Source organism: Chiayiivirga flava, assembly GCF_014202825.1.
Classification (GTDB): Bacteria; Pseudomonadota; Gammaproteobacteria; order Xanthomonadales; family Xanthomonadaceae; genus Chiayiivirga; species Chiayiivirga flava.
In genome coordinates, this window is the sequence record NZ_JACHHP010000003.1 from 318773 (window position 1) to 334380 (window position 15608).

10 protein-coding genes are annotated in these 15608 nt (G+C 71.8%); 4 read left to right on the forward strand and 6 right to left on the reverse strand.

Features of this window, described 5'->3' with window-relative positions:
• Positions 1 to 257: 257 nt before the first annotated feature.
• Entirely contained in the window at positions 258 to 1421 is a 1164-nt protein-coding gene (locus HNQ52_RS09890; protein WP_183960970.1) for a glycosyltransferase, read from the reverse strand.
• Between the two features lie 56 nt (positions 1422 to 1477).
• Here HNQ52_RS09890 and HNQ52_RS09895 point away from each other — a divergent pair, with 56 nt between their 5' ends.
• Positions 1478 to 2659, forward strand: a complete 1182-nt coding sequence (locus HNQ52_RS09895) for a glycosyltransferase family 4 protein (protein ID WP_183960971.1) — start codon at positions 1478 to 1480, stop codon at positions 2657 to 2659.
• Between the two features lie 22 nt (positions 2660 to 2681).
• Here the strand turns inward: HNQ52_RS09895 and HNQ52_RS17165 are convergent, their stop codons facing one another.
• From HNQ52_RS17165 to HNQ52_RS09920, 5 genes are all read right to left on the reverse strand, one after another.
• Positions 2682 to 4508 (reverse strand): O-antigen ligase family protein, encoded by a 1827-nt coding sequence (locus HNQ52_RS17165; protein ID WP_183960972.1) that lies wholly within the window; start codon positions 4506 to 4508, stop codon positions 2682 to 2684.
• Positions 4498 to 5922 (reverse strand): FG-GAP repeat domain-containing protein, encoded by a 1425-nt coding sequence (locus HNQ52_RS09905; protein WP_183960973.1) that lies wholly within the window; start codon positions 5920 to 5922, stop codon positions 4498 to 4500. Before HNQ52_RS09905 ends, HNQ52_RS17165 begins: the two co-directional genes overlap by 11 nt.
• A 7-nt stretch (positions 5923 to 5929) precedes the next feature.
• Positions 5930 to 9424: an Ig domain-containing protein gene (locus tag HNQ52_RS09910; RefSeq protein WP_183960974.1), complete on the reverse strand. Its 3495-nt coding sequence runs from the start codon at positions 9422 to 9424 to the stop codon at positions 5930 to 5932.
• 14 nt (positions 9425 to 9438) lie between these two features.
• A complete protein-coding gene (locus tag HNQ52_RS09915) occupies positions 9439 to 10659 on the reverse strand; it encodes a hypothetical protein (protein WP_183960975.1) in 1221 nt (406 codons plus the stop codon).
• A 152-nt stretch (positions 10660 to 10811) separates the two neighbouring features.
• Positions 10812 to 12413 (reverse strand): diguanylate cyclase domain-containing protein, encoded by a 1602-nt coding sequence (locus tag HNQ52_RS09920; RefSeq protein ID WP_183960976.1) that lies wholly within the window; start codon positions 12411 to 12413, stop codon positions 10812 to 10814.
• A 214-nt stretch (positions 12414 to 12627) separates the two neighbouring features.
• Between HNQ52_RS09920 and HNQ52_RS09925 the strand changes: the two genes are divergently transcribed.
• The 3 genes from HNQ52_RS09925 to HNQ52_RS09935 are packed head-to-tail and all read left to right on the forward strand — an operon-like array spanning position 12628 to position 15589.
• Positions 12628 to 13434, forward strand: coding sequence for an SAM-dependent methyltransferase (locus tag HNQ52_RS09925; RefSeq protein WP_183960977.1), 807 nt, complete (start codon positions 12628 to 12630; stop codon positions 13432 to 13434).
• 53 nt (positions 13435 to 13487) lie between these two features.
• A complete protein-coding gene (locus tag HNQ52_RS09930) occupies positions 13488 to 13766 on the forward strand; it encodes a hypothetical protein (RefSeq protein ID WP_183960978.1) in 279 nt (92 codons plus the stop codon).
• 20 nt (positions 13767 to 13786) lie between these two features.
• Entirely contained in the window at positions 13787 to 15589 is a 1803-nt protein-coding gene (locus tag HNQ52_RS09935) for a GGDEF domain-containing protein (protein ID WP_183960979.1), read from the forward strand.
• Positions 15590 to 15608: the final 19 nt, after the last annotated feature.

Genomic DNA, 15608 nt, shown 5'->3' on the forward strand with positions numbered 1-15608 from the left:
CCGCGGCGCTTGCCCCCTTCCGCCTGCCGGCACCTTCCCCCGCAAGCGGGAGAAGGATTCCTTCGTTGCTGGACCGGATCGCCCATCGGTTGTCTGCCTGCCCGGGCGTCGGTCGACGTGTTCCTGCACCGCAACCGGGGGCTGGTCGACGTGATCCCTCCCGCAACAGGGGCGCTGGCTGGAATCTCCCTTCTCCCGCTTGCGGGGGAAGGTGCCGGCAGGCGGAAGGGGGCGGCTCTCGGCAGCAGGCTCCCCCACTACGCGCGCTCGGCCGCCGCGCGGTAGACAGCGACAAGTTCCGCCGTGAGCACGGCGCTGTCGTGCATCCGCCGCAAGTAGTCGCTGCCATTGCCCACCAGCGCCGTACCGAGCGAAGGATCGCCGGCAAGCAATCCGACGGCCGCGACCGTGGCTTCCGGCGTATCGGCGATCAGCAGCTCCCGCCCCGAAACGACCTGGAGCCCGGCTGCCGCCGTCGACGTGGCGATCACCGGCAACCCCCGGGCAAACGCTTCGAGGATCCGCATGCGGATGCCCGAGCCGATGTGCAGCGGCACGAGCGCGATCGCGCCGGCCGGAAATGCGGTACGCGCGTCGGCCGGGGCGCGATGCCACACGACGCCACGAGCGGCGACCAGCGTACCGCCGAACACGTGCAGGCGCGCGTCGGACACCGCCGCATGCAGCAGCGGTGCGACGTGCTGCACGCACCAGCGCGTGCCCTGCCTGTTCGGCCACCAGCCGGCGCTGCCGGCGACGGCGAGCGCGGGCGCGCCGGGCCGGGGTGCGCCTGCATCGAGCGTGGCGGGAAACGGCGGGGGAATGGCGACGATGCGCGCGCCCGGTGCCAGCGCACGCAGCGCATGCGCATCGCGCTGCGTGAGCGCCACCGTGCAGGCGCATGCGGCCAGCGCGCGTGCCTCGTCGCGACGCAGGCGCGCCGCCTCGAACCGCAGCGGCGCGAAGCGCCATCGCGCGCGTCCGACCTGTGCCCACAGGTCCGACTCCACGTTCTGCATGCGCAGCACCACCGGCACGCCGGCGGCATGCGCAGCGTCGCAATGTGCCAGCGCCTGCAACTGCTCGGCATGCACCACGTCCGGCCGATCGTCGCGCAGTGCGGCTTCGACCGCCGCGCTCACCCGTGCGTGGCGGTGCCTTGCGACCGTGAGCGAGGTGCGCTGCCGCAGCGCGCCTGCCGCGGCGCGCGCCCAGCTGCGTTGCGGCACGTGCACCGGCTGCGGTTCGCAGACGCTGCGCAAGGTGGCGAGATCTGCCGCGTCCGGCGGCGCATGCACCGGCGCGATCAGCCGCACGCGGTGACCCGCCGCGGCAAGTCCCTGCAACGTCAGCCACAGCGCCAGGCGCCCGCCGTCGTCCGGTGGCCAGGGCAGTTTGGTGGCGACGCAGAGGATCTTCACGATGGGGCGCGAGTGTAGTCGACAGCGCACGGGCCTGCGGTCAGACTCGCGCGGCCATGCGCGTGCTGTTCGCCACCAATCGATTGCCCGGCGCGCTCACGCGCGGCGACCAGCTGCGGGCGTTCGAGCACATCCGGCATCTGTCGCGGCGGCATGCGATCACGCTGCTGTGTTTCGACCGCGCCGCACCCGACGCGACCGCGCTCGCGGCACTGCGCCCGCACTGCGAAGGCGTGCTGCTCGCGCCGCGCGGCCTGCCGGGCATGCTGGCGCGCGGCGCGGCGGCGCTGTTCGGCGGACGGCCGCTGCAGGTGGCGCTGCACGACGGCGTGCCGCGCACGGTCGATCTGCCGCGCCTGTGCGCGACGTCGCGGTTCGACCTCGCCCATGTCCAGCTCGCGCGCCTCGGCGGTCTCGTCCGACGTCTCGCGCCGCTGCCCTGCGTGGTCGATCTGGTCGACGCACTGTCGCTCAACATGCTGCGGCGCGCGACGTACGACCGCAGTCCGCTGCGTCACGCCGCGCGGCTCGAGGCCGCCCGCCTCGCGCGCTTCGAGCGCGTCGTCTGCGCGCAGGCGCGGGCCGCGACGGTCTGCAGCGTCGCCGACCGCGCGGCCATCGGCGCGCCGGCGAACCTGCACCTCGTCGGCAACGGCGTCGATCCGCAGGCGTTCGCATTCCGTGCGCCGGAACGGCGCGCCGCGCGGATCGTGTTCGTCGGCAATCTCGGTTATTTCCCGAACGTCGACGCAGCCGTGTGGTTCGCGACACAGGTGCTGCCGGCGGTGCGCGCGCGCGTGCCGGAGGCGACGCTGCAGCTGGTCGGCGCCCGTCCCGCTGCAGCCTTGGCGCGGCTGGCACGCGAATGCGCCGGGGTCGAGCTCGTCGGCGCCGTGCCGGACGTGCTGCCGCACCTGCACAGCGCCGCCGTGGCCGCGGTTCCGCTGCGCGCGGGTTCGGGCCAGCAGCTCAAACTGCTCGAAGCGATGGCGGCCGGGACGCCGGTCGTCGCGACCTCGCCATCGGCCGCGGCCATCGATGCGCGCGACGGCGTTCATTTGCGCGCCGCCGACGACGCGGCGGCGATGGCGGACGCCGTGGTGCAGCTGCTCGGCGACGCTGACTTGCGCATGCGTCTGGCCGGCGCCGCGCGGGCGCATGTCGAGGCCTGCTGGACGTGGGCGCGGTCGGCGGATGCCCTCGAACGGGTGTGGCACCACGCCGTCGACGCGCGCTAGCCATCTGTCGAAAGCAGCGCTGCTAGCGCAGCGGCGGCGGCGCCTGCAGCCGGCCGGCACGCAATTGCGATTCGAGCCGCGCGACGCGCGCCGAAAGATCTGCGCGCATCGTCGCGGGCAGCGTCGCGAGCGCCAGCGGGCTGGCCCACGCGGTGCGCAGATAGGCCGCGTCGGCGCCGGCGCTGTCGCCGAGCACGGTGCGGGCGCGTCCGAGGTTGAGCGTGAGTTCGGCGCGTTCTCCGCGCGCGATCGCCCGCTCGAGCACGCGACTCGCGTCGTCGCCGCGCTGTTGCAGGATCAGCGCGATGCCGAGCAGCAGCGCCGCGCGATTGTCGTCGGTCGCGGCTGCCGCAGCGCGTGCCAGACGCTCAGCCTCCGCCACGGCGGCGTTGGCCGCGCTGCCGCGTTCGCGGCCGCGCAACACCGCTTCGAGTTGCGCGCTCGCGGCGGCGATCTGCCACTCGGCGCGGTAGCGGCCGGACTGCGGCCACAGCAGCGCAAGCACGAGCCCCGTTGCGACGACACGCAGCGCGATCGACGCGTGCGGAGCGGCGTCACGCGTGGCCGCGGCTGCCTGCGGTCCACGCGCCACCAACCGCCAAGCGCGCCCGCACGCGAGCAGCAGCAGCACGGCGGTGCAGGGGATCTGCAGCGGAAACCACGCCAGCGCGGCGACCGCGCCGGCGCTGAGCACCGCGAGCAGCAGCAATGGTTCGACCGCGCCGGGCGACTGCGCCAGGCGCAGCAGCGGCGCCCAGACCGCGGCGAAGGCGAGCAGTGCGAGCGCCAGCGCAGGCCAGCCCGCTTCGGCCGCGAGCTGCAGATAGTCCTGGTGCGCATGCGCGAAACCGGTGGCGGTCGACGGCGGCGGCAGGCGCGTGCCCAGTCGAATCTCTGCCGCAAAACGATGTGTCTGTGCCTGCGCCGCGAAGCGGCCGGGTCCGACGCCGGTGAGCGGATGCATACGCGCCATCTCCAGCGCCGCGGCCCAGGCCCCGAGGCGGTCGGTGGTGAGGCGCTGGTAGGTGGCCACGTCGGCGACGGCGCCGAAGGTCGGTGCGCGCAGCGCAGGCACGGCGGCCATGGTGGCGCCGAGCAGCACCGCCAGCGCTGCGGCACCCGCCAGCCGGCGCGCGCGCAGGCGCAGCGCGCCGAGCACGAGCAGCGCCGCGCCGAGCGCCATCGCGCTTGTGGCCTGCCGGTTGACCGCGATGCCCGCGCAGCAGACCAGCAGCATGGTCAGTGCGAGATGGCGAAGGCGCACGCTCCGCGTATTGAGCGCGACGGCGGCCGCCGCCGCGCCGAGCAGCGCGCTCGCCAGCGCGACGTACCCTTCGTTGCCGAGCAGCGCCCCGCCCGGCAGGCGACCGCCCAGATGCGAAACCGGCAGCGGCAACGTCCAGCCGCCGGCCTGCAGCAGCGACACGACGATGTTGAGGCCCACGGCGACGACGGCGACGCCGAACAGACGCACGCCGCCGACTCCATCGAGCGCGGAACTGGCACCAAGCGGCAGCAGCAGCGCAAACGGCAGCATGCCGCGCAGCCCGTGCCAGGCGGCGTCCGGGGCATCGGACGCCAGCGTCGCAACGCACAGCCACACGCCGAGCGCGGCGGCCGCGCCTGCGGCTATGCGTGCAGAACGCGACCACGGCTGCGTTGCATCGACGCGACTCCACAGCAGCGCGATCGCCCCGACACACGCACCGAGCGCGGCGGCGAGCCGCTGCGGCGCATCGAAGGCGGCGTCCGCGGCCGGGTCGACGAGCACGGCACTGCCGAGCAGCGCGAACGCGATCGACCACCGGACGACGCGCTCGCTGCCGCTGCGCCTGACGTCAGCGGCCACCCAGGGTCCAGGCCATGAAACCGCCGCCAAGCGTGCAGCCGCTCCGTCGCGCACCGGGCGTGTCGCCCGCGTAGCTTGCGAGAAGGTCTTGCTGCCCGTCGCCATCGAGGTCGGCCAGGGCGAGGTCGAAGATGTCGCAGCCGCGCATGGCCTCGGGCACCGGCAGCACCAGATCGCGGCTGAAGCCGTCTGCGCGTCCCGCGAACAGCAGGATCTCGCCGTTCTGGCGCGCCGCAACGAGGTCGGCGCGGCCGTCGCCGTCGATATCGGCACTCGCGAGCGCAACCACCGGCGTGCGCGAGCGCTCGCTCCACAGCGCGAGCGGGGTTTCGTTGCCGTCGGCATCGAACGCCACGTGCTGCAGCAAACTGCAGAATCGTCCGTCCTCGACCGCGCGCGTGGCGGTCACCGCGTCATCGCGGCCGTCGCCATCGAAATCGTGCAGTGCCACCGCAGTCACCGCAGCGTCCAGCGGCAGCGAGCGCAGTTCGCGCGAGCGCATCGTCGTGCCGCTGCCCATCTGCAGCACGAGGCGCGCGCCGCCGACCTGCGAGCCGAGCAGTGCATCCGGATGGCCGTTGCCGTCGACATCGCCGACGGCCAGGTCGTCGCCGAAGCCGCGCACGGCATTGGGGACCGCGGCTCGCTCCCAGTAACCGCCGCGATGCAGATAGAGCGCGACGGCCTCGGTCGACGGCATCTGCACGAACTGCGCCGGCCCTTCGTTGAGGGCAAGGATGTCGGTGTGGCCGTCGCCGTCCCAGTCGGCGAGCGCGAGACTGCGCGAAGTGAAGTCCGCACCGTCCGGGCCGGGTTCGCGCAGCCGCAGGCCTTCGCCCCACGGTGCGTAGTGGCCGCCTGCTTCGTTGATGAGCACCACCATGCCGCGCAGGTGCGAGGTCAGCACGAAATCCATGCGTCCGTCGCCGTTGAAATCGGTGGCGCGCACGTCGCCGTAGTCGTACGGCAGCGGCGGAAAATGCGCCTCGCGCCACGGCGCGAAGCGGCCGTGTCCGTCGCCGCGGTAGATCACCGGCAATGCGCGCCCCTTGCGCGGCGGACCGTGCAGCAGATCGACGTTGCCGTCGCCGTCCATGTCCGCAAGATCGAAGCCGTCGCGCCACTGGCCGCCGGTCGGAAGTCCGGTGGGCAGCGGCGTGGCGGCGAACAACGACGATGCCGGCAGCGTTGCCGCAGCGCAGACCGATTGCGCATCGGCGATGCGTTGCGCGGCGGGCGAGACCGGCGCGCCGGCACAGCCGGCGAGCAGCGGCAACGCGACTGCAATCGCGATCAGGCGTGCGACGAACCGCCGTCGCCGTGCGGCTGCACTGGGTGTCCGCATCGGTGCCAATGCCGCGCCGCCGCCATTGACGGCGGCGACGCGGAAGCGAACCCGCTCCGGTTCGCGCATGCGTCCGTCAGCGGCGCCGCAGCATCACGAACGCGACGCTGCCGAGCGCGAGCAGCAGCAGCATCAGACTCCAGCCCGACGCGGCCGGGATCACCGCGGGCACGGCCTGCGGCGTGCCCGGCACCACCACGATGCCGTACGCCTGCTGCGCGGTGAAACCGTTCGCATCGGTCACTTCCAGCGTGAACACGTAGTTGCCCGGCGCGGTCGGTCCGCCGGTCAGCAGGCCGTCGGCCGACAGCGTGAGGCCCGGCGGCAGGGCGCCGTCGACGAGCGCGAACGTGTACGGCGCAAGCCCGCCCGAGGCCGTGAAGATCACCTCGTACGCCTGGCCGGTCGAGCCGTCCGGCAGCGTGCCCGGGGCGATGGCGATCGCCGGCCCGCTCACGGTGACGGTGTAGGCGCGCGCGCCGGTGAAGGCATTGGCGTCGGTCGCCTCGATGGTGAACCCGAACGTGCCGGCCGCCGTCGGCGTGCCCTCGAGCGTGCCGTCCGGCGCCAGCGTCAGGCCGTCGGGCAGGGCGCCGTCGACGAGCGCGAACGTGTACGGCGCGGTGCCACCGCTGGCGGTGATCGTCTGGCTGTACGCCACGCCGCCGTCGGCATCGGGCAGGGTGGCCGGCGCCACGTCGATCAACGCCGCGTCGATCACCAGCGAGTAGTCGCGCGTGCCGGTGAAGCCGTTGGCATCGGTGGCTTCGACCGTGATCGCGAACGTGCCCGCCACGGTCGGCGTGCCGGACAGCGTGCCGTCGGCCGCCAGCGTCAGGCCGGCCGGCAGCGTGCCCGCGCTCAGCGCAAACGTGTGCGGCGCGGTGCCGCCGGTGGCGCTGAAGATCTCGCTGTACGGCACGCCGGCGTCGCCGTCCGGCAGCGTCATCGGGCCGAGTTCGATCACCGGCGCGATCACCTGCAACACATAATCCCGGGTGCCGGAGAAGCTGTTCGAATCGGTCGCCTGGATCGTGATCGCGAAGGCGCCGGCTTCGGTCGGGGTACCGGACAGCGTGCCGTCGGGCGCGAGCGCCAGTCCGGCCGGCAACGTTCCGCTCAGCACGAGGAAGCTGTACGGACCGATGCCGCCGCTGGCAGTCACGACCTGCGCGTACGGCACGCCGCCGTCGGCGTCGGGCAGCGTGGCCGGCTGCAGCACGATGACGGGCACGCTGCCGGTCGGCGTGTATTCGACATCGTCCCAGGCGCTCTCGCAGCCGGCATCGGCCGGGTAGTCGCTGGCGCCGTCGCCGTCGTTGTCGATGCCGTCCGAGCAGGCACGCGTGGTGGCGTTGGCGAGCTCGTTGTAGTCGTCCGCGCCGGCACAGCCCGGATCGCTGCCGTTGTCGGCGAGGCCGTCGAAGTCGTTGTCGAAACCGCCGTCGCTGCAGTCAGGACCCTCGAAATCGTCGTTGGCCGCGGTGCAGCCCGGCGAAAGCGGGAAGTCGGCGAGGCCGTCGCCGTCGTTGTCGATTCCGTCGCTGCACTGCGCCAGCGGCGGCGCGAATTCCGATGTGCCCGCCGCCGACTGGCAGCTCGGATCGGCCGGGAAATCGATCAGCGTGTCGCCGTCGTTGTCGATGCCGTCGCTGCAGGCCGTGGTTTCCGTCGGGAACGAGGCTGCGGCGCAGCTGTTGTCGGCGGGGAAATCGGTGTTGCCGTCGCCGTCGTTGTCGATGCCGTCGTTGCAGGCCGGCGCCTCGGTGTTGGCCCCCGCGTTGGCGCAGCCGACGTCGTCCGGGAAGTCGGTGAAGCCGTCGCCGTCGTTGTCGATGCCGTCGCTGCAGACCGGATCGGTTTCGTCGTTGTCGTTGGGTGCGAAGCAACCCATGTCGTCGGGGAAATCGGTGAAGCCGTCGCCGTCGTTGTCGATGCCGTCCGAGCACAGGCCCGCGTATTCGGTACTGTCGCCCGGGTTGAAGCAGTCGGGATCGCCGGCGCCGGGCACGAAGTCGACGAGGCCGTCGCCGTCGTTGTCGATGCCGTCGCTGCACTGGTTGTTGAAGTCGGCCTCGAACTGGTCCGCGGGCGACACGCAGAAGGTGTCGCTGCCGAAGTCGATCTGGGTGTCGCCGTCGTTGTCGGCGCCGTCGCTGCATTCGGGCGCTTCCAGCTGCGAGTACGGCGCGACGCAGCCGGCGTCGGCCGGATGGTCGGTGTTGCCGTCGCCGTCGTTGTCGATGCCGTCGCTGCATTCGGTCGATTCGAACTGGAATTCAGCCGTGGGGCAGGTGGTGTCGTCGGGGAAGTCGATGTCGCCGTCGCCGTCGTTGTCGATGCCGTCCGAGCACTGCGGGAACGTGAATCCGTTGGCGGGCGACTGATTGAAACGCGAGGTGATCGGACCGATGGCGCGCGCGCTGGTCTGGCCGGTGCCGCCGAAGTTGGCGGTGTAGACGTGGCTGACGAAGGCCTGGTTGCGGTTCTCGAACAGCGGATCGGCGCCGCTCACGTACAGGTTGTAGGCCACGAAGCCGGCGCCGAACGGAATCGCCGCCTGCGACGGGTTGCCCAGGTCGATCGACTGGGTGGCATACGGTGCGAACGTCGCCTGTGCGGTCTGGGAGAACTGTTCCTGCTGGTCGAACGCGAGCAGCGGCGGGCTGCCCAGATCGGGCGGCGGCGAACCGCACGCGAACGGCGCCACGGCGCCCGGATCGCGCCACACCTGCGCAGTGGTGCCGACGATCGCGTCCTGCAGCGAGTAGCGGCCGACGTACGCGCCCGGCAAACCTTCGCGGTTGTCGGCGCCGCTCGCGCCGACGAGGCGGCCGTAGAACGTGTAGTCGACGAGCGGCGGATTGCCGGGATTCGGGTCCGGCGTCGGGGTGCCGTCGGTGGCCGGCGCGGTGGCGCTGGCTTCGATGTGCACCAGGGTGTCGCCGTAGGCGACGCCGGACGCCGGCTCGATGGTGGCCTGTTCGCCCCACAGCACGTTGTCGTTGCGTGCGATGCCGTTGCCGCCGAGCACGAAGTATCCGGCATCGCCCGGCACCGCGGTGCCGCAGCTGCCGACCACGTCGATGGTGGCGTAGCCGCGCGCGCGACCGTCGCCGTGCGACGTGCCGCCGCACTGGCCGCCGAGCAGGCTCGATGCCGCGCCGGTGTGCGCATTGCGCAACCCGGTGAGCTGCGCGCCGGCAACCGGCGCGGGCGGCAGCGTGGCCGCGCACGATGCGAACCCGCCGGCGCTCGACGCCGGCAGCGTGCCGTCGGCAAACAGCGCATGCAGGTCGATCTCGGTGACGCCGTAACCGGGCAGGCGCACGTCGAACGAGTACGTCGCCACGCCGCGGTCGGTCCACAGGGTCACGTGCGCCAGCTGCTCGGTCGGTGAGGCGTTGCCGAGCGTGACGACGGTCCGGCGCCCGTTCGGCGCGGTATCGATCTCGAAGTAGGGCAGCAGCAGCGTGGCGGCCGGCACGTTGTCCAGCGCGTCGATGGCGGCGGGCGCGGCGGGTGCGCAGGCCAGCAGCGCCAGGCCGAGGAGTTTCGCGAACGTCTTCATGGTCTGTCCTCGGCTCACGGAATGACGGGGCTGTCGTCGTAGGCGGCGTTGCCCAACTGGATGCCGGGGACCGAATAGGTCATGCCGCCGCCCGCGGGGTAGCCGCGCGGCGACTGTCGCAACATCAGCCACGACTGCCGGATGCCGCCAAGTGCGTCTGGCGGCGCGGAGGCCGGCAGGTTCAGATTGGCGAACAGCCAGCCGAGCGGGGCCGTGACGCCCAGTTCGCCGCCGGCGACCGTGCCGGACGCGAACGGGAACAGGTCGCCGGCCGGCGACGCCGTCGGCGCTCCGGCGTCGGTGAACACGAGGGCCTGGCGCTGGCCGCTCGGCAGTCCGGCGGGCAGGCCGCCGCACGCGAACGGTGCGGTGACCACGCCCGGATCGCGCCAGTAGTCGACCGTCGTGCGGTCGGCGGCGGCGCGTCCGGCCCAGGCCGTGGGCAGCGGTTCGCGGTGGTCGGCCGCGGTGAAGCCCACGAAGCGGCCGTAGAAGGTCTGCTTGTCGACGCCGTCGTCGGTGATCGGATTGCCGAAGCTGCTTTCGATGTGCACCGCCGACTCGGTGAACGCGACGCCGGTGTCCGGATGCACGATGGTGTAGTCGCCGAGCATCGTGTTCTGGCGCGTGGCGATGCCGTCGGCGAAATAGCCCGGCGAGGTCGGGTTGGCGCGGGTGCACTGGTTGATCGTGTCGACGGTCACGTAGCCGCGTGCGATGCCGTCGCCCAGATCGCGCGAGCCGCACAGCCCGCCGAAGTAGTCGGCCGAGGCCTGCCCGCTGTGTGCGCCGACGATGTCGCGGCTGAGGATGCTGCCGCTCTGGTAGTTCGGCAGCCTGCCGTTGCAGCTGGCGAAGTTGATGTCCTGCGAATACGGGCCCTGCGGCGAGATCGTGTCGTGCGGGTCCTGGCCGGCCGAGCCCGTGGTGGGCAGCACGCGCCGGAACAGATCGCCGAGGGCGATGTCCTCGGCGTCGTAGCCGGTGAGATAGATGTTGAAGTTGGCGGTGGGCAGGCCGAGGTCGGTCCACAGCGTCACGTTCAACAGCATCGCGGTGGCGCTGGCGTTCTGCAGCGTCAGGATGGTGTCGACGCCCTGCTCGGACGACGTATCGACCTCGAAGTGGGGGAACAGCAGCGTGGCGGCCGGCACGTTGTCGATGGTGCCGATCTCGGCCGACGCCGGCGCGCAGGCACAGGCGCACAGCAGCAAGGCAAGCAGTCGTGAAATCATGGATTGTTCCCCGAAAAGCGCAGCAAGGTCGAAATGCCCCGGACGCGATCGCCGCCCTCGAGGCGATGCCGGCGCAGCATACCACCCGGCAGCGCGGGCGATTGTGTCGAACCTGTGACGATCCGGTGCCGACCGCCACCGGGCGAGGGCACTCAGGCCGAGCGCTGGTTGCCGCGCCGCTCGCCGCGGTGTCGGTACAGCGCCGCGTCGGCGCGGGCGATGGTGTCGTCGAGCGCCTCGCCGTCCTCGCGCGCGGCCCAGCCGATCGACATCGCACACGGCGCGCCGGGCGCGGCGTCGAGCAGCTGCTGCGCAGCCGCGGACATGTCCTGCGCCGACTGCTCCTGCAGCAACAGCATGAACTCGTCGCCGCCCAGCCGCACCACCACGTCGTCGCGCCGCGCGTGCGCCTGCAGGAAACGCACGAATTCCACCAGGATCTCGTCGCCGCGCCGATGTCCCTCGCGATCGTTGATCGCCTTGAAGCCGTCGAGGTCGATCACGATGCAGCCCCAGTGCGCCGGTGCCCGGCGCTCGAACTGCGCGAGGAAGCGCCGGTTGCGTGCACCGGTGAGCGGATCGGTGAGGCTGGCGGTGTGCAGCGCCTCCTCGCGCCGCAGCACCTCGGTCACGTCCTGCGCGTGGCCGAGCACGAACGGCGCGCGCCCCGGCTCGGTGTGGAGCCGGTTCTGGAAGCGCAGTGCACGCCAGCGCTGGTCGCGCGTGGCAATGGTCATCACGCCTTCGAAGTGGCCATCGCGTTCGATCTGGGCAAGGTACAGGTCCACCGTGGCGGCGAACGGGTCGGGCACCAGATCGTGCAGCCGTTGCCCGACGAGCTCGGCCGGCGCGTAGCCCAGCGCATGCGCCGCAGCCGGGTTGATCGTTATGAGATGGCCGGCGAGGTCGTGCTCGCACAGCAGGCCCGGGCTGAGCTCGAACATCTCGCGGAAGCGCCGTTCGCTGGCGCGCAGCGCCTCCAGCGCGCGCTGCGAATCGGTGACGTCGCGTGCGATGACCATCGTCGCGGCACCGCGCCGATACGCGATGGGGTGGGCGCTGATGCACACATGCAGCAGGCGGCCCTCGCCGTCGCGCTGGCGCCACACGCGGGCGCCGTCCGCGTCGCGGCCGGCCGCGAGCGCGGCGCGCAGGTCGGCCTCGTCCTCGTCGGGCAGCAGTTCCGGCAGGCGCATGCGCAGCAGCGCCGCGCGCGGCCGCGCCGCGTGGCGCACCGCGGCGTCGTTCGCATCGAGGATGGCAAGGCTCGCCGCCTCGACGATCCAGATCGGATACGGGTTGTGCGCGAACAGCGCGCGATGTTCGGACTCGCTGTCGCGCAGGGTCCGCTCCAGCCGCACCCGCAGCACCGCGTGGCGCAGCACGCGCGCCAGTTCGTCCGGCCCGACCTTGCCCTTGCGCAGGAACTCCTGCGCGCCGCCGATCACCGACGCGATCGCGCTGTCGTCGTCGTCGAGCGCGGTCTTCACCACAACCGCCACGTCGGGATGGCGCGCGGTCATCGCACGCACCGACGCCACGCCGTCGGCATCCGGCAGGCCCAGGTCGAGCAGCACCACGTCGAGCGGCGGCGTCGCGTCGAGCCGCTGCAGCGCGTCGGCGAAGCCGGTCACGTGCACCACATCGAAGGGCACTCCGCAGCGCCGGCTGGCCTCGGCCAGCATGGCCTGGCTCACGAGCGCATCGCCGCGGCTGTCCTCCACCAGCAGCACGCGCAGCCGTTCCTCCCTCACGTCCGCCTCCGTGCGCCCCATGCCCGCGGCGCCGCGTTTGTGTCGGCCCCAAGCATACCGCCGCCCGACCGCCGCCGCGCCCGACGCGGGACGGACCGAACGGGCCGTCGCGGCGGTCGTGCGCCGCGCCCGCTGCCCGTGCACCTTGCACACGACTTGGCAAGTGCGCCGTCCGCCCGATAGATTGACGGTCTTACTTCGCGCGTGTGGCGGCATGACTCAGGGGCGGTTGGTCTGCGTGGGACTGGGCATGATGCTCGGCGCGCACGTGAGTCCGCGTTCGCGCGGCGAGATCGAAGCGGCGGACGTGGTGTTCGCGGCGGTGTCCGATCCGCTGGTCGAGCTGTGGCTGCAGTCCATGCATCGCGATGTGCGCAGCCTGCAGCCGCTGTACGCGCCGGACAAGTCGCGTGCCGACACCTATCGCGAGATGGTCGCCACGCTGCTGGACGAAGTGCGCGCCGGCCGCCGCGTCTGCGGCGTGTTCTACGGCCACCCCGGCGTGTTCGCGCAGGCCCCGCACCGCGCCCTCGCGCAGGCGCGCGACGAAGGCTTCGAGGCGCACATGGAACCGGGCATTTCCGCCGAGGACTGCCTCTACGCGGACCTGGGCATCGACCCGGGCACGTTCGGCTGCCAGCACCACGAAGCCACCCAGTTCATGCTGTACGAGCGCCGCATCGATCCGTCGGCCTACCTCGTGCTGTGGCAGGTCGGCATCGCCGGCGACCGCAGCCTGCGCCGCCGCGTCACGGCGCCCGCGTACCTCGCCCTGCTGGTCGAGCGCCTGCTGCGCGACTACCCGCCGGAGCACGCGGTGATCGTTTACGAAGCTGCTACCCTACCGATCGCGACGGCGCGCATCGAGGGGATGGCGCTGTCGCGCCTGGTCGATGCCCGCCTGAACCTGCAATCCACGCTGGTGATCCCACCGGCGCAGGCCATGCGGGGCGACCCGGCCATGCTCGAACGGCTGGACCTGCTCGATCGCGACATCGCGCAAGCGCAGGCACCGCGTTGAGAGCGTGGTTGCATGAGTGCGGTTTTTTTCTTTCATCAAACAGGGGTCATGCCATGTCCAATATCATCGGGTTTCTCGAATCCATCGGCCGCACGCGGCTGTCCGAGGCGCAGTACGCCGCCGCCGTCGCCACGCTCGACATCGACGCCGCGCAGCGCGACGCGCTGCTGCGCCGCGACGCGGGTGCGCTCAACGATCTGCTCGGCGGTCGCGCCACGCAGATGATGATGATGCTGTTCCCGGTCGAAGAGCCGCGGAAGCAGGACGACGAGCCGGCCGACGACGATCGCAAGGATCGCGACGAGCCGTCGGAGTCGATCCGCCGCCACTGATCTGGCGACGGAGGTCCGTCATGCGCGTGCGGTGGGTCCGGCTCGGACTGACGATGCTCTGCGCGCTGCTGCTGGCCGGGCCGATGCAAGGCAGCGCTTCGGACGACATCGAAGCGCTGCTGCAGCAGGCAGAATCGGTGCGCAGCGCCGATCCTGCCGCCTTCGCCGATCTGCTGCACCGCGCCAACGCGCAGGGCGACCGCGCCACGCCGCGGCAGCGCGAGCAGCTGACCTATCTCAACGCCTACGCCGAAGGCTTTGCCGGCCGCTACGACGCCGCGATCGAGGCCGCCCGCGGCCTGCTCGACAGCGCCGACGTCGAGATGCGCTTTCGCGCCGGCGCCTTCATCATCAACAGTTACGCGGTCACGCTGCGTTTCACCGAAGGCCTGCGCCAGCTGGAACAGACGCTCGCGCTGCTGCCGCAGATCGCCGATCCGCAGTTGCGGCAGCACGGCCTGGTGGTGGCCGGCGTGCTCTACAACCAGATCGGCCAGTACGAACTGGGCCTGCACTACGCCGACCTGATCCTGGCCGAGGCCGACGCGGCGCCCGGCCGCACGCTGTGTTTTGCCGACCAGCTGCGCGTGGAAGCGCTGCAGGGCCTGGGCCGGCTGCCGGGCGACGACGCCCTGATGGAACACGCCATCGAACGCTGTGCGGCGGAGGGCGAGCTCGTCGTGGCGACCTCGGTGCGCGCCACGCTGGCACGCAAATGGGCTGCCCAGGGCAAACGCGAGCAGGCCATCACCTACCTGCAGAAGCACCTGCCGGACGTACGCGCGACGCGTTATCCGCGCGTGATCGGCGAAGTCAACTCGCTGCTCGGCGAACTGCTGTTCGCGCACGGCGACCTGATCCAGGCCGAACGCCACGCGCGCGCCGCCGTCGCGCAGAGCGCCGGCATGGGGTATTCGCTGCCGCTGGTGGCGGCCTACCGCACGCTCTACGAGGTGGCGGACCGGCGCGGCGATCCGGTGGCGGCACTGAATCACTACCGGAACTTCGCCGAAGCCGACAAGGCCTACCTCAACGACGTCAACCAGCGCGAGGTGGCCTACCAGATCGTGCGCCAGGAAACCGAGCTCAAGACGCGCCAGATCGAACTGCTCGATCGCCAGAACCAGGTGCTGCAGCTCGAACAGAAGGTCGATCGGCAGGGGGTGCAGAACACCCGGCTCGTGGCCGCGCTGCTGGCGGTGATGCTGGTGTCGATCGGCTATTGGGCCTACAAGATCAAACGCGTGCAGCTCTCGCTCAAGCGCTCGGCCGAGACCGACGCGCTGACCGGCGTGCTCAATCGCCGCCATTTCAGCACGCTCTCGGAGCAGAGCCTCGCGGCATGCGAAAAGTCCGGCGACTGGGCGGCGCTGGTGATGTTCGACCTCGACCACTTCAAGGCGATCAACGACAGTTTCGGCCACATCGCCGGCGACTGGGTGCTGCAGCGCGTGACCGAGATCTGCGCGCCGTTCTGCCGGCCGATCGACCACTTCGGCCGCCTCGGCGGCGAGGAATTCGCCATCCTGCTGCACGGCGCGGACCTGCGCCAGGCCACGCGCCTGGCCGAAGACTGCCGCGTCCGCATCTCGCTGATCGACACCGCGCCGAGCGGTCACGACTTCCGTGTCACCGCAAGCTTCGGCGTCGCCAGCGTGGCGACCGCCGGCTATTCGCTGCAGCGGCTGCTCTCGCAATCGGACGAAGCGCTGTATCGCGCCAAGCACGACAACCGCAACTGCGTGCGCGTGCACACCGGCGACGCGCCTGCGACTGCCGCGCCGCTCGCGCCTGTCGCCAGCGCCGGCCTGCCGCTGCGCTGACGACCGCCGACGGGACGCG